Annotated in this window: 21 protein-coding genes; 11 read left to right on the top strand and 10 right to left on the bottom strand. The window is 64.5% G+C overall.

Features of this window, described 5'->3' with window-relative positions:
* The first annotated feature begins 14 nt into the window (after positions 1-14).
* Positions 15-1364 carry an OprD family porin gene (locus ACIPZ5_RS02645; protein ID WP_400806486.1) on the top strand — a complete coding sequence of 450 codons (1350 nt, stop codon included), beginning with the start codon at positions 15-17 and terminating at the stop codon, positions 1362-1364.
* Here the strand turns inward: ACIPZ5_RS02645 and ACIPZ5_RS02640 are convergent.
* Complete coding sequence (locus tag ACIPZ5_RS02640) at positions 1350-1877, bottom strand: GNAT family N-acetyltransferase (RefSeq protein ID WP_400806483.1); 528 nt, start codon at positions 1875-1877, stop codon at positions 1350-1352. The two genes, ACIPZ5_RS02645 and ACIPZ5_RS02640, sit on opposite strands and share 15 nt — an antisense overlap.
* A gap of 110 nt (positions 1878-1987) precedes the next feature.
* Here ACIPZ5_RS02640 and ACIPZ5_RS02635 point away from each other — a divergent pair, with 110 nt between their 5' ends.
* From ACIPZ5_RS02635 to ACIPZ5_RS02620, 4 genes are all read left to right on the top strand, one after another.
* Positions 1988-2467, top strand: a complete 480-nt coding sequence (locus ACIPZ5_RS02635; protein ID WP_261940561.1) for a hypothetical protein — start codon at positions 1988-1990, stop codon at positions 2465-2467.
* 260 nt (positions 2468-2727) lie between these two features.
* Complete coding sequence (locus ACIPZ5_RS02630) at positions 2728-3504, top strand: ParA family protein (RefSeq protein WP_400806481.1); 777 nt, start codon at positions 2728-2730, stop codon at positions 3502-3504.
* 64 nt (positions 3505-3568) lie between these two features.
* Positions 3569-3979 (top strand): DUF2946 domain-containing protein, encoded by a 411-nt coding sequence (locus ACIPZ5_RS02625; protein WP_261940563.1) that lies wholly within the window; start codon positions 3569-3571, stop codon positions 3977-3979.
* 67 nt (positions 3980-4046) lie between these two features.
* A complete protein-coding gene (locus ACIPZ5_RS02620; protein WP_400806478.1) occupies positions 4047-6197 on the top strand; it encodes a TonB-dependent receptor in 2151 nt (716 codons plus the stop codon).
* Positions 6198-6263: 66 nt separating this feature from the next.
* Here ACIPZ5_RS02620 and ACIPZ5_RS02615 read toward each other — a convergent pair whose 3' ends face one another.
* Genes ACIPZ5_RS02615 through ACIPZ5_RS02600 form a run of 4 tightly spaced genes read right to left on the bottom strand, consistent with a single transcriptional unit; the run spans position 6264 to position 9114 of the window.
* A complete protein-coding gene (locus ACIPZ5_RS02615; RefSeq protein WP_261940565.1) occupies positions 6264-7007 on the bottom strand; it encodes an amino acid ABC transporter ATP-binding protein in 744 nt (247 codons plus the stop codon).
* On the bottom strand, positions 6994-7644 hold the full coding sequence (locus ACIPZ5_RS02610; RefSeq protein ID WP_261944329.1) for an amino acid ABC transporter permease: 651 nt from the start codon (positions 7642-7644) through the stop codon (positions 6994-6996). The genes ACIPZ5_RS02615 and ACIPZ5_RS02610 overlap by 14 nt, the downstream gene beginning before the upstream one ends.
* On the bottom strand, positions 7641-8306 hold the full coding sequence (locus tag ACIPZ5_RS02605; RefSeq protein ID WP_313711840.1) for an amino acid ABC transporter permease: 666 nt from the start codon (positions 8304-8306) through the stop codon (positions 7641-7643). Before ACIPZ5_RS02605 ends, ACIPZ5_RS02610 begins: the two co-directional genes overlap by 4 nt.
* 22 nt (positions 8307-8328) lie before the next feature.
* Positions 8329-9114, bottom strand: coding sequence for a transporter substrate-binding domain-containing protein (locus tag ACIPZ5_RS02600; RefSeq protein ID WP_261940567.1), 786 nt, complete (start codon positions 9112-9114; stop codon positions 8329-8331).
* A 277-nt stretch (positions 9115-9391) separates the two neighbouring features.
* Here ACIPZ5_RS02600 and ACIPZ5_RS02595 point away from each other — a divergent pair, with 277 nt between their 5' ends.
* Together ACIPZ5_RS02595 and ACIPZ5_RS02590 are read left to right on the top strand one after the other, a co-directional pair.
* The gene (locus tag ACIPZ5_RS02595; RefSeq protein ID WP_400806474.1) at positions 9392-10081 is read left to right on the top strand and encodes a FadR/GntR family transcriptional regulator; all 690 of its coding nucleotides are present in this window, start codon (positions 9392-9394) and stop codon (positions 10079-10081) included.
* Between the two features lie 155 nt (positions 10082-10236).
* On the top strand, positions 10237-11571 hold the full coding sequence (locus ACIPZ5_RS02590) for an MFS transporter (RefSeq protein WP_261940569.1): 1335 nt from the start codon (positions 10237-10239) through the stop codon (positions 11569-11571).
* Between the two features lie 132 nt (positions 11572-11703).
* Here the strand turns inward: ACIPZ5_RS02590 and ACIPZ5_RS02585 are convergent, their stop codons facing one another.
* The 3 genes from ACIPZ5_RS02585 to ACIPZ5_RS02575 are packed head-to-tail and all read right to left on the bottom strand — an operon-like array spanning position 11704 to position 17300.
* A complete protein-coding gene (locus ACIPZ5_RS02585; RefSeq protein ID WP_400806471.1) occupies positions 11704-14841 on the bottom strand; it encodes an efflux RND transporter permease subunit in 3138 nt (1045 codons plus the stop codon).
* Between the two features lie 16 nt (positions 14842-14857).
* The gene (locus tag ACIPZ5_RS02580; protein ID WP_343595054.1) at positions 14858-16054 is read right to left on the bottom strand and encodes an efflux RND transporter periplasmic adaptor subunit; all 1197 of its coding nucleotides are present in this window, start codon (positions 16052-16054) and stop codon (positions 14858-14860) included.
* Positions 16047-17300, bottom strand: coding sequence for a TolC family protein (locus ACIPZ5_RS02575; protein WP_343595052.1), 1254 nt, complete (start codon positions 17298-17300; stop codon positions 16047-16049). The genes ACIPZ5_RS02580 and ACIPZ5_RS02575 overlap by 8 nt, the downstream gene beginning before the upstream one ends.
* Positions 17301-17518: 218 nt before the next feature.
* Here ACIPZ5_RS02575 and aroQ point away from each other — a divergent pair, with 218 nt between their 5' ends.
* Together aroQ and ACIPZ5_RS02565 are read left to right on the top strand one after the other, a co-directional pair.
* Positions 17519-17968, top strand: coding sequence for a type II 3-dehydroquinate dehydratase (gene aroQ / locus ACIPZ5_RS02570; protein WP_343595049.1), 450 nt, complete (start codon positions 17519-17521; stop codon positions 17966-17968).
* Positions 17965-18813, top strand: coding sequence for a shikimate dehydrogenase (locus ACIPZ5_RS02565; protein WP_261940574.1), 849 nt, complete (start codon positions 17965-17967; stop codon positions 18811-18813). Before aroQ ends, ACIPZ5_RS02565 begins: the two co-directional genes overlap by 4 nt.
* A 51-nt stretch (positions 18814-18864) precedes the next feature.
* Here ACIPZ5_RS02565 and ACIPZ5_RS02560 read toward each other — a convergent pair whose 3' ends face one another.
* Positions 18865-19404, bottom strand: a complete 540-nt coding sequence (locus ACIPZ5_RS02560; protein WP_343595046.1) for a thioredoxin family protein — start codon at positions 19402-19404, stop codon at positions 18865-18867.
* The gene (locus ACIPZ5_RS02555) at positions 19394-19669 is read right to left on the bottom strand and encodes a DUF2790 domain-containing protein (protein WP_400806467.1); all 276 of its coding nucleotides are present in this window, start codon (positions 19667-19669) and stop codon (positions 19394-19396) included. The genes ACIPZ5_RS02560 and ACIPZ5_RS02555 overlap by 11 nt, the downstream gene beginning before the upstream one ends.
* A gap of 221 nt (positions 19670-19890) precedes the next feature.
* Between ACIPZ5_RS02555 and ACIPZ5_RS02550 the strand changes: the two genes are divergently transcribed.
* Together ACIPZ5_RS02550 and ACIPZ5_RS02545 are read left to right on the top strand one after the other, a co-directional pair.
* A complete protein-coding gene (locus ACIPZ5_RS02550; protein WP_261940647.1) occupies positions 19891-20631 on the top strand; it encodes a response regulator in 741 nt (246 codons plus the stop codon).
* Entirely contained in the window at positions 20628-21911 is a 1284-nt protein-coding gene (locus ACIPZ5_RS02545) for a sensor histidine kinase (RefSeq protein WP_400806465.1), read from the top strand. The genes ACIPZ5_RS02550 and ACIPZ5_RS02545 overlap by 4 nt, the downstream gene beginning before the upstream one ends.
* Positions 21912-21952: the final 41 nt, after the last annotated feature.

The raw sequence follows: 21952 nt of genomic DNA, 5'->3' as shown, positions 1-21952 counted from the left end.
CGGAAGTGCCTGCCATGTCGTTGCGCCCCGCCGCTGTGCTGTTATCCCTGCCCCTGGCAGGCCTGGCCCCGTTCGCCCTGGCGGACTCGGCGCAATCGCAAAGCCACGGTTTGCTCGAAGACAGCAGCTGGAGCCTGCTCAACCGCACGGTCTACGACCAGCGCGATTACAAACACGGTGGGCGCAACAGCAGCGCACGCAATGCCTTCAAGCCGCGCAGCGAACGTAATGGCATGGCTGAAGAATGGGCCTACGGCCTGATGGGCACCTTGCAGTCCGGCTTCACCCAAGGCCTGATCGGTGTTGGCGTCGATGCCCACGTCTATCAGGGCGTGCAACTCGACAGCGGCGGCGGGCGTGCCGGCAAGGCGCGCCTGCTGAGTGTGGACAACGACGGCCATCCAAAGAACGAATACAGCCGTGGCGGTGCAGCGCTGAAGCTGCGGGTATCCGATACCGTGCTGTCCTGGGGAGAACAGCGGGTGAAGACGCCCGTGTTCAGTTCTTCCGACAGCCGCCTGCTGCCCGAAACGGCCACCGGATTGTTCCTCACCAGCAACGAGATCGACACCCTCAAGCTGGTCGCCGGCCACTTCAACGAAAATACCGACCGCAACGCGTCCAGCCACGACCAGGGCTTCGTAGTGAACTACTCCGACGGCCGCCAGGGCAACAGTTTCGACCTCGCCGGCCTGGTGTGGAACCCCGGCGCCGCCTTCAGCGCCAGCCTGTACACCTCGCGCTACGAAGACAACTGGAACCAGCACTACCTCGGCAGCACCCTCACCCATGCACTGGACGAACGCCGCAGCCTGAGCCTGGACCTCAACCTGTACCGCACCACCGACACCGGCAAGGCGCTGTCCGGGCGTATCGACAACACCACCTGGAGCCTGGTCTCGCGCTACAACCAAGGCCCACACAGCGTCAGCCTCGGCTGGCAGCAAGTGGACGGCAACACGCCATTCGACTACGTCAGCCGCGGGGCGATCTACCTCGCCAACGCCGTGCAGATGTCCGACTTCAACGCCCCGAACGAAAAATCATGGCAGGCGCGCTATGACCTGAACATGGGCGGCTACGGCATGCCGGGGCTGAGCCTGAGCGCCTTGTACGTACGCGGCTTCGATATCGACGGCACTCACGTCGACCCCAACGGCGGCTATGCGTACCTGGGTTATGGCAAGGGCGGCAAGCACTGGGAGCGGGACCTGGAGGCGCGCTATGTGGTGCAGAGTGGCAAGGCCAAGGGCACCACGTTCTCGCTGCGGCACAACATGCACCGGGGCAATACGGCGCAGGCGGAGCTGGATGGTGACCAGATCCGCCTGGCCGTGGAGTGGCCGTTGTCAGGCAGTTTCTGACAGGCCCACGCCCTCTATGGCGAGCCAATGCTCCATATGTGTCGTACGCCATACCGGGTCGTCCTCCACATCGATCAGCGAAAAGCCCTGCCGCTCCCAGAAGCGGATCGCCCCGGGCAAAAACGGGTGGGTATGCAGGTACAGGCATTCGACTGCAGCGGCACGGGCGTGCTCGCGCAAGGCGGCGAACAATGCTGCGGCTAGGCCATGACGGCGGTACTCGGGCAGCACGAACAGGCGCACCACCTCGACCACCCGCTTGTCGTGGTAATCGAGCTGAGCGAAGCGGTGGTCGTAAGGCAGATAGCCGACGCCGGCGATCAAACGACCTTGATCGCGGGCTTCGAGGAAATGGCCTTCGCCTTCCAGGTAAGTCTGCGCGAAGTGGGCGAGGTCCTTGGGCATCGGCGAATCGGCCAGCATCGGGAAAAGCCCACGCCGAGCGCTGTCGATGAACGCCACGACTTCACGGATACTGCCGTGGCTGGGGGGTTGGATGATCCACTGGGTCATGAGCTTGAAAACGTGATCTGAGCGAGCGTTTTTCTACCTCAAGGGCTGATGGCTGGCAACCCGACACCGCTATAATCCCCCTTCTGCACTACGCCCCCAAGGCCACCCCCATGCCCTGCATCCAGAAGTTGCTGCTACCCCTGCTGTTCATTGCCGCCCTTGCCGCCTGCGACCAGAAGCCCTCCCGCGAAGAGCAGATCCTGGCCAACCTGCCGCTGCAGGAAGCCTACGACCACAACATCGAGCGCATGGCCGCCCTGTTGACCCGCACCCACCCGCAGCTGGATGCAGCCACGATCAGCAACGTCCTGCGCAAGCACCTCACCGTCGAGGACCAGCGCCAGGACCTGTTCAAGCTCTACAGCGAGAAACATTTCAGCGACGCCGAATTCGCCACCATCGTCGCCGCCACCCGCGACCCGGCCAAGGCCAGGGCGCTGGAAGAGACCGAAGAAGGCAAGCGCCTGAGCGACAAGCTTACCGGCCTGATGCGTGAGACCGCGCAGGACAAAAAGGTCCAGGCGTTGGCCGAGCAGCGCATGCAGCAGGTGGAGGATGAACTGAAAGCGCTGGAGAAGTCAGGCTCCTGATTCCTTGACCTGGCACCGGCTGCGCAGGTGTTCGCGGGGCAAGCCCGCTGTCACAGGATCACCCCATACCTGACGGATGTGCGGTCCCTGGGGGCGGGCTTGTCGAGGCGTCGAACCGCCGTGAACAGGCCGAAACAGAGCGCTTGCGGTTCAGCAAGGATGAACTTCATTGCTGTAACAATCCTTGTCATAAAACTGTCGTGATTCGGTCATAGGATTGACCCCTACCTGACATTTCCCTCTTCATGGATGAGCGTCTCATGCGTCGTGTGGTTTTCAATCAGAAAGGTGGCGTCGGCAAATCGAGCATCGCCTGCAACCTCGCCGCGGCCAGTGCCGCCGAAGGCTATCGCACGTTGCTGGTCGACCTCGACCCCCAGGCCAATGCCACCTACTACCTCACCGGGCTGACCGACGACGCCATCCCCGCCGGTATCGCCGACTTCTTCCGCCAGACCCTCTCGCCGGTTACCGCCGCCGGCAAGAAACACCGCGTGGCGATCACAGAAACCCGCTACGACAACCTGCACCTGGTGACCGCCAGCCCCGACCTCAGCGACCTGCAGAGCAAGCTGGAGAGCAAGTTCAAGATCAACAAGCTGCGCAAGCTGCTGGTGGAGCTGGGCGAGGACTACGAGCGGATCTACATCGACACCCCGCCGGCGCTGAACTTCTATACCTTCAGCGCCCTGGTGGCCGCCGAACGCCTGCTCATTCCGTTCGACTGCGACAGCTTCTCGCGCCAGGCACTGCTCAGCGTCATGGCCGAGGTCGAGGAACTGCGCCAGGACCACAACCCGGCGCTGCAGGTCGAAGGCGTGGTGGTCAACCAGTTCGCCGGGCGCACCGCCCTGCACCAGACCCTGGTCGAGCAGCTGCGCAACGAAGGCCTGCCGGTATTGCCGGTGTACCTCAGCAACTCGATCAAGATGCGCGAATCGCACCAGGTTTCAGTACCGCTGGTACACATGGCGCCGCGCCACAAGCTGGCGCAAGAGTTCGTCGAACTGCTGGACGCGCTCGAACGCGCGGCCTGAACTGCGACAACCTGCCACGGCCAGGCACTACCCTGCCGTTCGTCCGGGTGATAGATTCGCCGCCATGAAAATCACCCGGCACACCCGCACGCTGACTGCCTGGACGCTCTATGCCAGCGTCCTGTTCAGCCTGTTGCTGTGCGGCCTGCACCACGGCCAGATGGGCGGCCTGCGCCTGGCCGGCCTGGAAGGTGGTTTCTGCTCGATCAACAGCGAGCACGGTGTGGCCATCGACCTCGACGGTGCCGGTGGCGACCAGCACATGGCGCAGCTCGACTGCCCGGTGTGCTCCTCGTTCGGCTTGGCCGTGCCTCTGGGCAGCGGTGCCTGGTCGTTCAGCCCGGCACAGGTCACTGCCACCTCGCCCATCGTCGTGCGCAGCTGGGCGCAACCGCCACCCCGTTACCTGCGCCCTGCCCTTACCCCCCGTGCTCCCCCTGCCATCTTCCCCGCAGCCGTTACTCAAATCGCCTGACTTCAGCCGGGTGCGCCTGCCTGCGCACTCGCGTCAGCCATGACCTTTGCGTGGAAGACCCAACAACATGCTCCGCAATACCTCCCTGGTGCTCCTCATGGGCACCTGCACCTTCGCCTGGGCGGACGATGCCGCCGTCGAACTCAGCGCCACCACCATCGATGGTGAGCGCGATGCACCCTCCAGCGTGCAACTGGACGAGCCGATCCGCACCGGCTCGCGGCTTGGCCTCAGCGCTCGGGAAACACCTGCTTCGGTCAGCGTCTCGGACCGGCGTGTCATCGAAGCGCGCGACGCCAAGGACAGCCAGGACGTGATCAACGCCATGACTGGCGTCAACGCATCGGCCAACCCGGGTTACGGCGGCTTCGTCAGCTACCGCGGCTTTACCCAGAACCAGGTCAGCCAGCTCTACAACGGCATCAACCTCGGCTACAGCAGTGCCACCCGGCCGGTGGATGCCTGGGTGCTGGACCGCGTCGAACTGCTCGGCGGGCCGTCTTCCTTCCTGCATGGCGCAGGTGCCGTGGGCGGCTCGATCAACTACATCACCAAGACCGCCAGCCGCGACCAGCAAATCATCGATGGCCGCGTGCGCTACGGCAGTTACGACGACTCGGAAGTGGCCTTCGGCATCAACCAGGCGCTGGCCAGCAACCCGGCCGATGCCCGCCACTTCATGCGCCTGGACTTCAGCCACACCGAGGGCAATGGCTACATCGACCGCAACCAGCGCAACACCGACAGCCTGGCGTTTTCCCTGCTCAGCGACCTGACGCCCGACCTGACCCACACCCTGGCGCTGGAATACCAGGAGGACCGCGAAGACAGCCCGTACTGGGGAACGCCGATCCTGCCAGGGCGCAGCACCATGAAGATCGACAACAGCCGCCGCTTCGAGAACTACAACGTCGCCGATGGCCGTTACGAACAGCGGGTGCGCTGGCTGCGCTCGCTGCTCGATTACCAGCTCAGCGACAGCACCAGCGTGCACAACACCCTGTACCACTACAGCGCCCAGCGCGATTACCGCAACGTCGAACGCTACAGCTACACCAGCAGCGGCAACGTCCAGCGCGCCAGCCCCTACCTGCAGCGCCACCAACAGAGCGTGCTGGGCGACCGCATTGAGCTGCGCCACGACAATCAGCTGTTCGGCCTGGCCAGCCAGTGGTCGCTGGGCCTGGACTACTCGCACATGCGCCAGAGCGTGTACCCGACGGCCGGAAGCTGGACCGATGTGGTCGACCCGGACCACTTCGACCCAGGCAGCTTCTACGACATCCCCGGGGTGAATGCCGGGCTGACCAAGCAGCGCCGGCATGTCACCAGCAACCGCGCGGTGTTCGCCGAAAACCGCCTGCAACTGACCGAGCGCCTGGCCTTGCTCACGGCCCTGCGTTACGACTACCTGGACATGGAGGTGACCAACTATGGCGCGGTGACGCCAACTTCACCGGCATTCTTCGAGCGGCGCTGGGAGCCGCTGTCCGGGCGCATCGGCCTGACCTACGAACTGACGCCGTCGGCCAGCCTCTATGCCCAGTACAGCACTGCTGCCGACCTGCCGGCCGGCTCGCTGGCGGCGGCCACCTACGCCAACGTCGGCACATTCGACCTGTCCAAGGGCGAGCAATGGGAGGTGGGCAGCAAGTTCGACTTCCTCGACGGACGCGGCGCGGCGACCGTGGCCCTGTACCAGATCGTGCGCAAGGACTTTGCCGTGCGCGATTCGAGCAACCCCAACCTGACGGTCCAGGCCGGCCAGCAGACCTCGCGCGGGGTCGAGTTGTCCGGGCGGCTGCAGGTCACGCCGAAGCTGCTGGCCGAGGGCAACTATGCCTACGTCGACGCGCAGTACGATGAGTTCAACGAAGCGGTCAACGGCGTATCGGTATCACGCAAGGGCAACGCCCCGGTCAACGTGCCGGCCAATGTCGCCAACCTGTGGTTGACCTACAGCTTCACCTCGGCCTGGTCGGCGGGTGTGGATGCGCGCTATGTCGGCTCGGTGTATGCCGACAACGCCAACACCCTCAAGGCGCCGGCCTATACCTTGTTCGGCACCTTTGCCCGCTATCGGCTGGATGAACACACCACGATCACCGGACGGGTGCGCAACCTGACCGATGAGGTGTATGCCAAGCAGGCCTATGGGCTGCAGTACTACATGGGCGCACCGCGCACATTCGAGGTGGCGGTAGACATGCGCTTCTGATGCCAATGTCTGTGCCGGCCTCGACGCCGGCACAGACATTACGACAACCGCTGCATGGCCCGACAATCAGCAGGCCTGGGCCGACGTCACCGTACCAATGAAATTGGCCAGCTCGGGCGTTCGCGGTGCCGCGAACACCTCGCGCGGGTGGCCCACTTCATGCACCTTGCCCTGGTGCATGAACACCAGCTTGTCGCCCACTTCACGGGCAAACCGCATCTCGTGGGTGACCATGATCAGGGTCATGCCCTCGCTGGCCAGCTGTCGCACCACACCCAGCACTTCATTGACCAGTTCAGGGTCGAGGGCCGACGTGATCTCATCGCACAGCAGTACCTTCGGTGACATGGCCAGGGCCCGTGCAATCGCCACGCGCTGCTGCTGGCCACCGGACAGCCGGTCTGGGTAGGCATCGAATTTTTCCGCCAGCCCGACCCGAGCCAGCATCTGTTCGGCCAGCTGGCGCGCGTCACCACGGCTGGCCTTCTTCACCACCTGCGGGGCCAGCATCACGTTCTCGCCGACACTCAGGTGCGGGAACAGGTTGAACTGCTGGAACACCATGCCGACCTTCTGGCGCAAGGCACGCAAGTCGGCACGCGCGGCGTCCAGGTATTCACCGTCGACCTCGATCACACCGTCGCTGATCGACTCCAGACCATTGAGCGTACGCAGCAGCGTGCTCTTGCCTGAACCACTGCGGCCGATGATGGCCACCACTTCACCCTCTTCGATGCTCAGGTCGACACCCTTGAGCACGTGGTTGTCGCCATAGTACTTGTGTAAAGCAGACACTCTAAGCAGGGGCATGCAGCCTCCTTTCCAGATAACGGGCGCTCAGCGAGAGCGGATAGCAGAGGATGAAATAGCCCAACGCGACCAGACCGTAGACCATGAACGGCTCGAACGTCGCATTGGCCAGCATGCCGCCAGTCTTGGTCAGCTCGGTGAAGCCGATGATCGAAGTCACCGCCGTGCCCTTGACCACCTGCACCGAGAAGCCCACGGTCGGGGCGACCGCGATACGCAGCGCCTGCGGCAGGATCACATGGCGCAATTGCTCCAGGCGGTTCAGCGCCAGGCTGCCCGAGGCCTCCCACTGGCCGCGCGGAATCGCTTCGACGCAGCCGCGCCAGATTTCGGCAAGGAAGGCACTGGTGAACAGGGTCAGGGCAATGGCGGCCGCCATCCAGGCCGACACATCCAGGCCGAACAAGGCAATCCCGAAAAACACCATGAACAGCTGCATCAACAAGGGAGTGCCCTGAAACAACTCGATATAGCCACGTGCCAGGCCCCGCCATATCGGTTGCTCGGACAGCCGGGCCAGCAATATCAGCAAGCCGGCCAGCCCCCCGCAGACAAAGGCCACCAGCGACAGCAACAAGGTCCATTGCAGGCCGATCAGCAGGTTGCGCAGGATGTCCCAGAACGTGAAGTCCATCAGCGTCTCCCCATCAGCAGGCGCTGCCCCAGCCAGACCAGCACCTGGCGCACAACGATGGCCATGAGCAGATACAGTGCAGTGGTCAGCAGGTAGGTTTCAAACGCGCGAAAGTTGCGCGACTGAATGAAATTGGCGGCAAACGACAGCTCTTCGGTGGCGATCTGCGAACACACCGCCGACCCCAGCATCACGATCACGATCTGACTCGTCAGCGCCGGCCACACCTTGGCCAGCGCAGGCTGCAATACCACATGGCGAAACGCTTCGAAGCGGCTCATGGCCAAGGCCGCAGCAGCTTCCAGCTGCCCTTTGGGAATAGCCTGGATACCCGCACGTATGATCTCCGTGGAGTAGGCGCCCAGGTTGATCACCATGGCCAGCACGGCCGCCTGCCACTCGGTCAGGCGAATGCCCAGCGCTGGCAGGCCGAAAAAGATGAAGAACAGCTGGACGATGAACGGCGTGTTGCGGATCAGCTCCACATACAGACCGAACAGCGCGTCGAAGGGCCGCACACGCCAGGCGCGCACGCCGGCGCCCAGCACGCCGATGGCCACGCCAAGCAGCGTGCCGATCGCCGTCAGCTGGAGCGTGAACAAAGCGCCGTTGAGCAGCAGGTCAGCCTGGGCAAGCACAGGGGCGAAATTGAATTCATAGGCCATGGTCACAGGCTCCGGGCTGTGCTCAGAGGTCGGCCGGCAGCGGCTGTTTCAGCCATTTCTCGGCGTTGCGGTCAAGGCTGCCGTCAGCCTTGGCTGCGTCCAGCGTGGCATTGACCTTTTCCAGCAACGCTGGCTGGTTCTTGGCCAGGCCAACGTACACCGGCGAATCTTTGAGCTTGACCTTGACCACCGGCACCTTGGCGGGATTCTTCTCGGCGATGGCAGCCATCACCACGCTGCCGCTGGCGATCAGCTCGACCTGCCCGGAAAGATAGGCGGCGATGGTGGAGTTGTTGTCTTCGAAGCGTTTGATCACCGCGCCCTTGGGCGCCACGGCGCTGAGTTCCATGTCTTCGATCGAGCCACGTGTGACGCTGATGGTTTTGCCGTCGATCGCCTCGATACCGGCGATTTCCACTTCGGCCGGGCCGAACACGGCCAGGTAGAACGGTGCATAGGGCCGGGAGAAATCGATCACCGCTGCTCGCTCGGGGTTCTTGCCCAGGCTCGAGATCACCAGGTCGACCTTGCCGGTGGTGAGGAACGGAATGCGGTTGGTGCTGTTGACCGGCGTCAGTGCCAGCTTCACGCCAAGCTTGTCAGCCAGCAGTTGCGCGGTGTCGACGTCCAGACCACGGGGCTTCAGGTCCGGGCCCACCGAGCCGAAGGGCGGAAAGTCCTGCGGCACCGCCACCTTGAGCACGCCTCGGGCGCTGATGTCGGCCAGTGCATCGGCCTGGGCAGTGGGCAGCGCAAAGCTGGCGCTACAGAACAGGCTGGCCAGGAACAGGGTACGGAAAGTCTTCATCGAACGGCCTCGCAGAGGTTCACAAAAAGGGGGCCGGCTGGGCATTGCACGGGGCATGCCAGCACAGGCCGCCACCCTGCACAAATGGCCGAAAGGCTTGAACTTAACGGTCTTACTGGTCTGAACAGTTTGACCGCCGTTCGCCTGCTCTGGCGCCGTTACGCCCCGCTTTCGTGCGCCATGGCTGCAGCCTGCGCCAACGGGGAGCAACACTTGCAAGCGCCGGGCAATAGCCGTAAAAAGCCAAGTTCATTGCCCTCCGACCGGTCTGAACAGCATGCTCGACTCCCTCCCCCGCGCCGTCCCCGAACAGGCCCTGCAAGGCATCCGCAAGCTGATCGATGAGGGCGCCTATCAACCCGGCGATGCCCTGCCCTCGCAGCGTGACCTTGCCGAGCAACTGGGGGTCAGCCGGGCATCACTGCGTGAAGCGTTGTCATCGCTCAGCGCCCTGGGCCTGATAAGCGTGCAGCCGGGCAAGGGCGTATTCGTGCAAGCGCCCTCGCCTGCGCCCTCCCCATTTGCCTGGCCATACGCCGAGCAGGTTTCCGCCAGCGACACGTTCCAGTTGCGCTATGCCCTGGAGGGTTTCGCCGCCGGCCAGGCTGCATTGACGCTGACCGCCGAGCACCTCGATCGCCTGGAAGAGAATGTCGAAGCGATGCGCCTGGAGCTACGTGCCGGCCGTTTCGACGCCGCCGCCCGGCTCGACTTCATTTTCCACCAGCAGTTGCTGCAGGCCTGCGGCAATCACGCGATGCTGCAAGTGATCACCGCCAGCCAGGAGATTTTCCTGGAAAGCCAGAAACTCCCCTTCATCCGCCCGGAACGGGCCATGGAAACCTGGCATGAACACCGCAAGATCCTCCGTGCCCTCAGCCGCCGCTCGCAGGCAGCGGCGCAAAAGGCAATGCAGGAGCACATTCGCAATGCGGCTTCGCGGACCGGAGTGATGTTCTCCGTATGACGCCGGGTGGTGCGGTCGAAACAGGTATCCCGATGTCGCCCTGAACGATGCAGGCGAGCGAGTCCATCGGTCTACTGGCAGTTGATAACAACGATGGCGGGCCTTGAGCCCACCACATCCATCCAGGCTGCCTATGGAAACCGGAGAGCTTCCGTATGTCTGCATCGCATGAGGTATCCCCCGCCACCCTGCGCAGGGTCATCGCCGCCTCGGCCATCGGCAACTTCGTCGAATGGTTCGACTTCGCCGTCTATGGCTTCCTCGCCACCCTGATCGCCAACCAGTTCTTCGCCAGCGAAGATGCCAGTGTCGCCCTGCTCAAGACCTTCGCCGTGTTTGCCGTGGCCTTCGCCTTGCGCCCGCTCGGCGGCATCGTGTTCGGCGCGCTGGGCGACCGCCTTGGGCGCAAGCGCATCCTGTCGCTGACCATCCTGCTGATGGCCGGTTCCACCACCTTGATCGGCCTGCTGCCGACCTACGCCAGCATCGGCCTTGCCGCACCCGCGCTGCTGACCCTGGCGCGCTGCCTGCAGGGCTTTTCTGCCGGTGGCGAATACGCAGGCGCCTGTGCCTATCTGATGGAACATGCGCCACAGAACAAGCGAGCGTTCTACGGCAGCTTCGTGCCAGTCTCGACCTTTTCCGCCTTTGCCTGTGCGGCGGTGATCGCCTATGGTCTGGAGGCCAGCCTGTCGGCCGAGGCCATGACTGCCTGGGGCTGGCGCATCCCGTTCCTGGTGGCTGCACCACTGGGGCTGGTGGGGCTGTACCTGCGCTGGCGCATGGAAGAAACCCCGGCGTTTCGCGAGGCTGTCGCCCAAGGCAAGGAACATGAACATTCGCCGCTCAAGGAAACCCTGCGCAACCACGGCCGGGCGATCCGCAACCTGGGCATGTTCATCTCGCTGACGGCGCTGTCGTTCTACATGTTCACCACCTACTTCGCCACCTACCTGCAACTGGTCGGTCACCTGACCCGCGCCCAGTCGCTGCTGGTGACCACCGTGGCGTTGCTGTTCGCGGCGGTCGGTTGCCCACTGGCCGGGGCCTTTTCGGACCGGGTCGGGCGACGCAAGACCATTGGCTTCACCTGCCTGTGGGTGATGGTCTGCGTGTTCCCCGCCTACTGGCTGGCCAGTTCCGGTTCGATGTCGGGAGCGCTGCTGGGGGTGATCCTGCTGGCGGTGGGGGCGCTGTGCAGTGGCGTGGTGACGGCGGCGTTGCTGTCGGAGAGTTTCCCTACGCGTACCCGCTATACCGCTTCGGCGATTACCTACAACGTGGCCTACACCCTGTTTGGCGGTACCGCGCCGCTGGTGGCGACCTGGCTGATCGGGCAGACCGGCAGCAGCCTGGCGCCGGCGTTCTACCTGGTGGTGATTGCGCTGGTGGCGTTGGTGGGTGGGTTGGCGTTGCCGGAGACATCGCGGATTTCGCTGCATGATGAACCTGGTAGTGATGTGAGCCCTCAGGTTCGTACTCCGATCTGAGATCCCTGGGGCTGCTTTGCAGCCCATCGCCGGCAAGCCAGCTCCCACAAGGACAGCGACATGCTTGAGGCAGACGCTATCCCTGTGGGAGCTGGCTTGCCGGCGATGGGCCGCAAAGCGGCCCCGGCGATCTCAATCCTCTTCGCGTCTGTACGCCCACTGATAAAGCGCCGGCAACACCAGCAAGGTCAGCGCCGTGGAAGACAGGATCCCGCCAATCACCACCGTCGCCAGCGGCCGCTGCACCTCGGCGCCTGTCCCTGTCGCCAAGGCCATTGGAATGAACCCCAACGACGCCACCAACGCAGTCATCAGCACCGGCCGCAAGCGCGTCAACGCGCCCTCCTCGACCGCTGCACGCAAACCGCGCCCCTCCTCGCGCAGATTACGGATAAAGGCGATCATCACCAGGCCATTGAGCACCGCCACCCCCGACAAGGCGATGAACCCCACCCCTGCGGAAATCGACAACGGGATATCCCGTAGCCACAACGCCAGCACCCCGCCGGTCAAGGCAAACGGAATCCCGGTGAACACCAGCAGGCCGTCCTTGAGGTTGTTGAACATCATCAGCAGCAAGGCCATCACCAGCAGCAGCGCCACCGGCACCACCACCTGCAGGCGCTCGGCCGCCGACTGCAACTGCTCGAACTGGCCGCCCCAACGGGTCCAGTAACCTGGCGGGATCTGCACCTGCTCGCGCAGGGTCTGTTCGGCCTGCTCGACGAAGGAGCCCAGGTCACGCCCACGCACGTTGGCACTGACCACCACCACGCGCTTGCCATCTTCTCGGCTGACCTGGTTCGGCCCAAGCTGCAGGTTCAACGTGGCCACCTGCGACAACGGGATGAAGCCGATCTGCGCTGCACCGGCTGCGGCGCTGGCGGGTACCGGAATCAGCAGGCTGCCCAGGCCATCGACATCGGTACGCAGGGTTTCGGACAGGCGTACTACCATGTCGAAGCGGCGATCGCCTTCGTACAAGGTGCCCGCCGTGCGCCCGCCGACGGCAATGGCGATGGCATCCTGCACGTCGCCCACATTCAGGCCATGGCGCGCGGCCTTGTCGCGGTCGATGTCGATGGTCAGCACCGGCAGGCCGGTGGTCTGCTCGACTTTCACTTCAGAGGCGCCTGGCACCTGTTGCAGGCTGCTGGCGATCTGCGCGGCGGTGCGGTTGAGCACGTCCATGTCATCACCGAACACCTTCACCGCCACATCGCTGCGCACGCCGGAAATCAGCTCGTTGAAACGCAACTGGATTGGCTGCGACAGCTCGTAGTTGCTGCCCGGCACGCTGGCAGCGGCGCGCTGGACCTCGGCAATCAGTACCTCGCGGGGCTTGCCGGGGTCACCCCACTGGTCGCGCGGGCGCAGCATCACGTAGGCGTCGGAGATGTTCGGCGGCATCGGGTCGGAGGCGATCTCGGCGGTGCCGGTGCGGGCAAACACCCGCTCCACTTCCGGCACCTGTGCGATGATCGCCTGCTCCAGGCGCTGTTGCATGTCCACCGACTGCGACAGGCTGGTGCCGGGTACCCGCAGCGCCTGCAAGGCAAAGTCGCCTTCGCTGAGGCTGGGGATGAACTCGCTGCCCATGCGGCTGGCCATGACCCCGGACAGCAGCACCAGCCCGGCAGCGGCGGTAAACGCCAGCTTGCGCCGCCCCAGCACCCACTCGAGCACCGGTGCATAGCGCAGGCGGGCGGTGCGCATGACCACGCCCTCTTCTTCCTTGACCTTGCCGGTGACGAACAGCGCGATGGCCGCCGGCACGAATGTCACCGAAAGGATCATGGCGCCCAGCAGTGCCATCACCACAGTAAAGGCCATCGGGTGGAACATCTTGCCTTCGACGCCGGTCAGGGCAAAGATCGGCAGGTACACCACCATGATGATCAACTGCCCGTAGATCAGCGGCCGGCGTGCCTCGCGGGCGGCGGCGAACACCTCGTGGAAGCGTTCGGCACGGCTCAACATGCGGCCATGGCGCTGCTGGGCATGGGCCAGGCGGCGGATGGCGTTTTCGACGATCACCACCGCGCCATCGACGATGATGCCGAAGTCCAGGGCGCCGAGGCTCATCAGGTTGGCGCTGACCTTGTTGCTGAACATGCCGGTGAAGGTGAACAGCATCGACAGCGGGATGACCATGGCAGTGATCAGCGCGGCGCGAATGTTGCCGAGGAACAGGAACAGCACGGCAATCACCAGGATGGCGCCTTCGACCAGGTTCTTCTTCACCGTGGCTATGGCTTTTTCCACCAGATTGGTGCGGTCGTAGACGGTCACCGCGAGCACGCCCTTGGGCAGGTTGCGGTTGATCTCGGCGAGCTTGGCCGCCACGGCCTGGGACACCGTGCGGCTGTTCTCGCCAATCAGCATGAACACCGTGCCCAGCACCACTTCGCGGCCGTTCTCGGTGGCCGCGCCAGAGCGCAGTTCCTCGCCCAGGCCGACCTGGGCGACATGGCTGACGCGGATCGGTGTGCCATCGACGCTGGAGATGACAATGTTGGCGATGTCTTCGGCCGAAGCCACCTGCCCCGGTGCACGGATCAGCAACTGCTCGCCGTTGCGCTCGATGTAGCCGGCACCAACGTTGGCGTTGTTGCGTTCAAGCGCTGCGACCAGATCGTTGAGGGTGAGCTTGTAGGCCGCCAGGCGCTTGGGCTCCGGGGCGATCAGGTACTGCTTGGCGTGGCCGCCGATGCTGTTGACCTCGGCGACACCGGGCACGTTGCGCAGCTGCGGCTTGATGATCCAGTCCTGGATCACCCGCAGGTCGGTCGCCGTATAGGGCGTGCCGTCGTCCTTCAGTGCGCCCTGCTCGGCCTCCACGGTCCACAGGAAGATTTCCCCCAACCCCGTGGAGATCGGCCCCATGCCGGCCTCGATGCCTTCGGGCAGCTGCTCGCGGGCCACCTGCAGGCGCTCGTTGACCAGTTGCCGGGCGAAGAAGATATCGGTGCCATCGTCGAAGATCACCGTCACCTGGGACAGCCCCGAGCGCGACAGCGAGCGGGTCTGCTTGAGACCCGGCAGGCCGGCCATGGCCGTCTCGATGGCGAAGGTGATGCGCTGCTCGGTTTCAAGTGGCGAATAACCCGGCGCGGCCGCGTTGATCTGCACCTGGACGTTGGTGATATCAGGCACCGCATCAATCGGCAGCTTCTGGTAGCTGTGGATACCCACGGCGGCCATCAGCACCACGGCGAGCATCACCACCAGGCGCTGCTCGATGGCGAATTGGATCAGGCGTTCGAACATGCAAGCGTCCCCGCGATCAATGGCTGTGCTCGGCAGAAGCCTTGCCGAGTTCGGACTTGAGGACGAAGCTGCCAGCGGCCGCCACCTGGGTGCCGGCTGCCAGGCCTGCGGTGATCTCCACCTGGCCTGCGTCGCGGCGGCCAGTCTTCACCGGGCGGGCCTCGAAACCTTCGTCGGTGCGGGCGAACACCACGGTCTGCTCCTCCCAGTTCTGCAACGCGCTTTCGGGCACGACGACAGCGGCATTGAAGCGCTCGACATTGACCGCGACATTGACGAACAGCCCGGGGCGCCAGGCGCCGTTGGGGTTGGCCAGGGTGGCGCGCACGGTGGCGGCGCGGTTCTGCTCGCCGAGCAGGCTGCCGACGTAGTTGACCTTGCCCTCGACCTGGGCACCGAGGTCCGGTGCGCTGACAGTCACGCTGCGCCCCGTGGTGACCCGGGCCAGGTCGCGCGGTGCGACAGCGAAGGTGGCCCAGACCCGGCTCAGGTCGGACAGCGTGAAGGCATTGCTGGTCTCGTCGACGACTTCGCCCACGGTCAGGTGCTTTTCCACCACCACGGCATCGAAAGGGGCACGCAGTTCGTAGCGGTTACCGGCACCTGCCGGGCCGATGGCGGCCACCTTCTGCCGGGCATTGGCCAGGGCGATCTCGGCCTCTTGCAAGGCCTGGCGCGCCTGCAGGTAATCCTGCTCGGCGCTGATACGTTCCTGCCACAGTTGCTGCTCGCGCTGGAAAGTCAGGCGCGCCAGTTCGAGGCGGCGCTGGGCGGCCTGCTGCTCGCTGCGCAGGTCGGAAATCTGCTGGCTGGCGATCACCGCCAGCACCTGGCCGCGCTTGACCGCCTGGCCGAGTTCGGCCTGCACCGCCTCGACCACCCCCGGCACCCGTGGTACCACATGGGCAGTGCGGTCTTCGTCGAAACGGATCTCGCCGGGGAAGCTGATGGCGGTGCCCAGTTCACGCGGGGCGGCCGCGGCAAGTTGAATGCCGGCCGACTCGATCTGGGCAATCGACAGGTGCAGCGCGCCTTCCTTTTCCTGATGTTGTTCGCCGGCCTCTTCAGCGTGGCCGTGGCTGTCTTCACCATGCTCGTCGTGGCGGGCCTCGCTTTTGCTGGCCTGGCCGTCGTTACTGGTCCAGGCCAGGCCACCCATGCCGAAAACGGCAATGGCAGCGGCCAGGAGAGCGAGTTTGCGGGGGTTAGTCATTGTTGCTCCTGCTGCTCGATTTATTGCTCAAACTTTCAAGGTCGCCATAGATGCGCTCGACCTGTGCCCGTGCATCGGTCGCCGAGGCCAGTGCCTCGAGGTACAGCCCGCGTGCGTCGATCAGCGTGCGCTGGGCATCGAGCACGTCGAGGAAGGCGAACTTGCCCATTTCGAAGCCGCGGGTGGCGGTGTCCACCGCCTGCTGCGCCGCGGGCAGGATGGTGCGGTCGTAGGCTTGAACCTCCTGCATCGCCGTGCGCCATTGATCGACCGCGCTGCGGGTTTCGCTGCGCAGGCGCAGCTCGACCGCGTTACGCAGGTCGCGGGCCTGGTCGGCACGGCGCGCGGCCGCCAGCACATTGCCCTGGTTGCGGTCGAACAGCGGCAAGGGCATCGACAGCCCCACCACGTTGACCCGTTCACGGTCCTCGCGGCTGTACTGGCTGCCGACACTGACGGTGAGGTTGGGAATGCGCAGGGCCTTTTCCGAGCCCAATGAGGCTTCACCGCGCTCGACCTGGGCATCTGCCAGGCGCCATTCGGCGGTTTGTTCGACCTGGCCGAGCAAGGTGTCGGCTGAAGGGGCCTGGCCGGGTGACAGGTGGCTCACTGGCAACTGATCGAAGGTCGCCAGCGGGCTGCCAGTCAACCGAGCCAGCGCCTGGTAGGCCACGGTACGTTGGGTTTCGGCACGGCGTTGCTCGGCTTGGGCCTGGGCCAGTTGCACCTGCGCGCGGGTGGCTTCTACCGGCGACGACTGGCCTGCGCCGACCCGGCCCTGCACCACACGCAGGCCACGTTCGGTCAGCGCCTGCGACTGCTGCGCCAACTCCACGGCCGTCTGCGCGCGCAAGGCGGCGTGATACGCCTGCACCACATCGGCGCGCAGGCCATTGCGCTGGCGCTCGAGGTCCAGCCGTGCAATGGCTTGGCCGGCACCGGCCACAGCAATGCGCGCACCGCGCTTGCCGCCCAGTTCCAGTGGCTGGCTGAGCGTCACCGTAGTGGTGCTGGAATCGCGGCGGGTGTCCTCGACTTCCCAGGCCAGCTCAGGGTTGGGGATCAATCCGGCCTGGCGCCGTTCGCCCTCGGCGATACCGATTTCACGAGCGGCTGCGGCCAATTCAGGGTTGTTGGCAAAGGCGGCGCTCAGCGCCTCGGGCAGGCTCATGCCTTGCCCGGCCTGGGCGCTGACGGTGGTCGCCAGTAACAGGCTGAGCAAGGCGATCTTGCGGGGAGTGGGCACTTCGGGCGTCCTCGTCGGCGTGCATTGGCGAGGAACTGTAAGGACGGGTGGTTATCGAGGTGGTGGCATGAAAATTACAATTCTGTAATCCGGCTGACTGAGTAAATGAGTCCGATAATCGCCCACTTTGCCCCCATGCGGCAGCCGACCCAATTGACGAAATTAACCACCCAGTACAAACATAGAGGCATTCAACAACAACAAAAGCGATGCCCGCCATGAAGCCCCTTATTCTCGTGCTCAACGGCCCCAACCTGAACATGCTGGGGACCCGCGAACCCACTCAGTATGGCCATGAAACCCTCGCCGACCTGGCCCAGGGTTGCGCCGACACTGCCCATGCCCACGGCCTGGAAATCGAATTCCGCCAGACCAACCACGAAGGCGAACTGATCGACTGGATCCACGCCGCCCGCGGCCGCTGCGCCGGTATCGTGATCAACCCTGGCGCCTGGACCCACACCTCGGTGGCAATCCGCGACGCCCTGGTGGCCAGCGAGCTCCCGGTTATCGAAGTACACCTGTCCAACGTCCACAAGCGCGAGCCGTTCCGCCACCTGTCGTTCGTTTCGTCGATTGCCGTCGGGGTGATCTGCGGCCTGGGCAGCCACGGCTATCGCATGGCCCTGAGCCACTTCGCCGAGATGCTCCAGGAGTCGCGCGCATGAGCCAGCCCGCCATCCTTGCCGGCCTGATCGGCCGTGGCATCCAGCTGTCGCGCACCCCTGCCCTGCACGAGCATGAAGGCGACGCCCAGCAGCTGCGCTACCTCTATCGGCTGATCGACGCCGACCAGCTCAAGCTTGAAGACAGCGCCCTGGCGCAGCTGCTCGATGCCGCCCAGCACACCGGTTTTACCGGGCTCAACATCACTTACCCATTCAAGCAGGCGATCCTGCCGCTGCTCGATGAGCTGTCGGACGAGGCGCGCGGCATTGGCGCGGTCAATACGGTGGTGCTCAAGGACGGCAAGCGGGTCGGCCACAACACCGACTGCCTGGGCTTTGCCGAAGGCCTGCGCCGTGGCCTGCCGGATGTGTCGCGCCGGCGCGTGGTGCAGATGGGCGCAGGCGGTGCCGGCTCGGCGGTAGCCCATGCGCTGCTCAGCGAAGGGGTCGAGCAGCTGGTGTTGTTCGAAGTGGATGCGGCGCGTGCCCAGGCGCTGGTCGACAACCTCAACGGCCATTTCGGCCCGGGCCGGGCGGTACTGGGTACGGATCTGGCGGCCGAAGTGGCCGAGGCCGATGGCCTGGTCAACACCACGCCGGTGGGCATGGCCAAGCTGCCAGGTACTCCGCTGCCGGTGGAACTGTTGCACCCGCGCCTGTGGGTCGCCGAAATCATCTATTTCCCGCTCGAGACCGAACTGCTCAAAGCAGCGCGCGCACTGGGTTGCCGCACGCTGGATGGCAGCAACATGGCGGTGTTCCAGGCGGTGAAGGCGTTCGAGCTGTTCAGTGGCAAACCGGCGGATGCCGAGCGGATGCAGGCACATTTCGCCAGTTTCTCCTGAGCCCGTCCCGCCCTCATTGCTGCCTGCTGGCAATGAGGGCAAACCCGCAACTCAGCCTTTTTCATCCAGCAACGCCTGTATGACTTTCTCCTGGCCGGCATAGTCACCCTCACCGAAGTGCACATGCCGCACCTGCCCCTGCCGATCGACAAAATAGTGCGCCGGCCAGAACTGGTTACCCCAGGCATTCCACACCTGGTAATCGTTGTCTACCGCCACCGGATAACCGATGCCGAGGCTTGCCACCTTGCTCTTGAGCTGAGCCACATCATGCTCGTAGTCGTACTCCGGCGTATGCACCCCGACCACTACCAGGCCCTGGTCGGCATAGCGCCGTGCCCAGTCGTTGACATACGGCAGGCTGCGCTGGCAGTTGATGCAATCCCAGGTCCAGAAGTCCACCAGCACCACCTTGCCCTTGAGCGTCGGCGCGTCCAGCGGCGGCGAGTTGAGCCATTCGCTGGCCCCGGACAGCGACGGCATGGCGCCATAATTGTCGCGGGCCATCAGTTGCCCTCCGGCGAGGCCCAGGCCGACCAGCGCCAAGGCCACGCCCCCCACTTTCAACAGCAGCCTGCGGTCAATTGTCATGGCAACCGCTCGTTGCGTAGGAACGGTATTCAACGCTCTCCTTCTGGCCTTTGGAGTCGAGGTAGTCCATGCGGGTGTTGACCGGGCCACAAGCATTGCTGTGGTCGTCCTTCACCGACAATACCCGCTTCACATCCAGATGGTCGCCGTAGCGGTACTGCATGACGCTGGCGTCGTTCATCGATGTGGCGCTGGCATTGGCGGCGACGGCGGCGAAGCCCACTACGGCAAACAGGCTGGCGCTGGCGAGGGTCTTGAAGTTCATGGCAACTCTCCTTTGCAACACGTTGAAGGTGGGGATCAGCACTCCCCGGTCGAGAGCCATTACACGTTCGCCAGGTATCTCATGTGTGTCGCCCAGGCCTGTGAACTGCTTCCTCCTGTATCTGTTCTCGGGCCAGATACACTGCAATACAAAACCCCGCAGGCAAGCACCCACGCGCTCGGTACACTGCGCCCATTCCCACTTGAACAGGAACGCTGCGAATGGAACATGTCGATCACATTCTGATCGTCGATGACGACCGTGAGATCCGCGAACTGGTCGGCAACTACCTCAAGAAGAACGGCCTGCGCACCAGCATCGTCGCCGACGGCCGGCAGATGCGCGCCTTCCTCGAAGCCAACAGCGTCGACCTCATCGTCCTCGACATCATGATGCCCGGAGACGACGGCCTGCTGCTTTGCCGCGAGTTGCGTGCCGGCAAGCACCGCAACACACCGGTATTGATGCTGACCGCACGCAACGACGAGACCGACCGCATCATCGGCCTGGAAATGGGCGCCGACGATTACCTGACCAAGCCATTCTCCGCCCGCGAACTGCTGGCCCGTATCAATGCCGTGCTGCGTCGCACGCGCATGCTGCCGCCGAACCTGACCATCAGCGAGAGCAGCCGCCTGCTCGCCTTCGGCCAATGGCGGCTGGACACCACCGCCCGCCACCTGCTGGACAGCGAAGGCACCCTGGTGGCGCTCAGTGGTGCCGAATACCGCCTGTTGCGCGTGTTCCTCGACCATCCGCAACGGGTGCTCAGCCGCGAGCAGCTGTTGAATCTGACCCAGGGCCGCGAAGCCGATATCTTCGACCGCTCCATCGACCTGTTGGTCAGCCGCTTGCGGCAGCGCCTGGGCGACGATGCGCGGGAACCGAGCTGCATCAAGACCGTTCGCAGTGAAGGCTATGTGTTCTCGCTGGCCGTGCAACTGCTCGAGTCACCGTCATGAAGTGGCCGCGCACCCTGGCCTCGCGCCTGGCGCTGATCTTCTTCACCGGGCTGGTACTGGCCTATGGGCTGTCCTTCAGCCTGCAGGCGTATGAACGCTACATCAGCAGCCGATCGATGATGCTCAGCAACCTGGAACTGGACGTTGCCACCTCGGTGGCCATCCTCGACCGCCTGCCTGCCGCCGAGCGCGCTGCATGGCTGCCGCGCCTGGAGCGACGCACCTATCGCTACCGGCTCGACGAAGGGCTGGCCGGCCAAGCGATGCCAAGCAGCGACCCACCCATGGCCGCCGAGTCGATCATTAAGGCCATTGGCAGCCAGTACCGCCTGACTTTCCAGGAGATTCCCGGCCCTAATGCGCACTTTCAGGCGCATCTGCGCCTGGCCGATGGCGCACCGCTGACCATTGATGTCACCCCGGCCCCCGTCCCGGTAGCGCGCTGGCTGCCGCTGGTGTTGCTGATCCAGCTTGCCGTCCTTCTGTTCTGCACCTGGCTGGCGGTTCGCCTGGCCATCGGGCCACTCACTCGCCTGGCGCAGGCGGTTGATGACCTCGATCCAGACAAACCCGGCGTGCTGCTGGACGAAAGCGGCCCGCGCGAGGTGAAGTACGCTGCCGTCGCATTCAATGCACTGCAGGCACGGATTGCGGCCTACCTGAAAGAGCGCATGCAGCTGCTTGCCGCCATTTCCCACGACCTGCAGACGCCGATCACCCGCATGAAGCTGCGGGTCGAGGTGATGGATGAAGGGGTCGAGAAGGAAAAACTCTGGCACGACCTGGACGCCATGGAGCATCTGGTGCGCGAAGGCGTGGCCTACGCACGCAGCATGGACATCAACACCGAATCCCCGTGCCGGATCAACCTCGACGCTTTCCTCGACAGCGTGGTGTTCGACTACCAGGACAGCGGCGCCCAGGTGCAGCGCCACGGCAATACCGGCAGCCTGCTGGAAACCCGCCCGCATGCCCTGCGCCGGGTACTGGTGAACCTTGTGGACAACGCCCTGAAGTTTGCCGGCAAGGCTGAGCTTGAGGTCAGCCGCGAGCACGGAAAGACCCTGATTCGGGTGCTGGATGAAGGCCCTGGGATCCCCGCAGAAGAGCTGGACGAGGTGCTCAAGCCGTTCTACCGGGTAGAAAGTTCGCGCAACCGCAGCACCGGCGGCACCGGGCTTGGGCTGGCCATCGCCCAGCAACTGACCCAGGCCATGGGCGGCAGGCTGACCTTGAGCAACCGGAAAAACGGCGGCTTGTGCGCCCAGATCGAGCTGTGACGGCAGAAGCGGCGGCCCGCCAGCCGCCATGCCTACAGTCC

It is taken from the genome of Pseudomonas sp. NPDC089428 (assembly GCF_044749325.1).
Classification (GTDB): Bacteria; Pseudomonadota; Gammaproteobacteria; order Pseudomonadales; family Pseudomonadaceae; genus Aquipseudomonas.
Note: the sequence above shows the minus strand (reverse complement) of the source record. Positions and strands in the feature narration are given on the sequence as shown.

Coding starts and splice junctions, on each gene's coding strand:
- ACIPZ5_RS02640 (WP_400806483.1), bottom strand. CDS start 1,877: ATGACCCAGTGGATCATCCAACCCCCCAGCCACGGCAGTATCCGTGAA.
- ACIPZ5_RS02580 (WP_343595054.1), bottom strand. CDS start 16,054: ATGACTAACCCCCGCAAACTCGCTCTCCTGGCCGCTGCCATTGCCGTT.
- ACIPZ5_RS02605 (WP_313711840.1), bottom strand. CDS start 8,306: ATGGCCTATGAATTCAATTTCGCCCCTGTGCTTGCCCAGGCTGACCTG.
- ACIPZ5_RS02620 (WP_400806478.1), top strand. CDS start 4,047: ATGCTCCGCAATACCTCCCTGGTGCTCCTCATGGGCACCTGCACCTTC.
- ACIPZ5_RS02590 (WP_261940569.1), top strand. CDS start 10,237: ATGTCTGCATCGCATGAGGTATCCCCCGCCACCCTGCGCAGGGTCATC.
- ACIPZ5_RS02545 (WP_400806465.1), top strand. CDS start 20,628: ATGAAGTGGCCGCGCACCCTGGCCTCGCGCCTGGCGCTGATCTTCTTC.
- aroQ (WP_343595049.1), top strand. CDS start 17,519: ATGAAGCCCCTTATTCTCGTGCTCAACGGCCCCAACCTGAACATGCTG.
- ACIPZ5_RS02645 (WP_400806486.1), top strand. CDS start 15: ATGTCGTTGCGCCCCGCCGCTGTGCTGTTATCCCTGCCCCTGGCAGGC.
- ACIPZ5_RS02600 (WP_261940567.1), bottom strand. CDS start 9,114: ATGAAGACTTTCCGTACCCTGTTCCTGGCCAGCCTGTTCTGTAGCGCC.
- ACIPZ5_RS02635 (WP_261940561.1), top strand. CDS start 1,988: ATGCCCTGCATCCAGAAGTTGCTGCTACCCCTGCTGTTCATTGCCGCC.
- ACIPZ5_RS02630 (WP_400806481.1), top strand. CDS start 2,728: ATGCGTCGTGTGGTTTTCAATCAGAAAGGTGGCGTCGGCAAATCGAGC.
- ACIPZ5_RS02555 (WP_400806467.1), bottom strand. CDS start 19,669: ATGAACTTCAAGACCCTCGCCAGCGCCAGCCTGTTTGCCGTAGTGGGC.
- ACIPZ5_RS02550 (WP_261940647.1), top strand. CDS start 19,891: ATGGAACATGTCGATCACATTCTGATCGTCGATGACGACCGTGAGATC.
- ACIPZ5_RS02625 (WP_261940563.1), top strand. CDS start 3,569: ATGAAAATCACCCGGCACACCCGCACGCTGACTGCCTGGACGCTCTAT.
- ACIPZ5_RS02560 (WP_343595046.1), bottom strand. CDS start 19,404: ATGACAATTGACCGCAGGCTGCTGTTGAAAGTGGGGGGCGTGGCCTTG.
- ACIPZ5_RS02595 (WP_400806474.1), top strand. CDS start 9,392: ATGCTCGACTCCCTCCCCCGCGCCGTCCCCGAACAGGCCCTGCAAGGC.
- ACIPZ5_RS02615 (WP_261940565.1), bottom strand. CDS start 7,007: ATGCCCCTGCTTAGAGTGTCTGCTTTACACAAGTACTATGGCGACAAC.
- ACIPZ5_RS02585 (WP_400806471.1), bottom strand. CDS start 14,841: ATGTTCGAACGCCTGATCCAATTCGCCATCGAGCAGCGCCTGGTGGTG.
- ACIPZ5_RS02565 (WP_261940574.1), top strand. CDS start 17,965: ATGAGCCAGCCCGCCATCCTTGCCGGCCTGATCGGCCGTGGCATCCAG.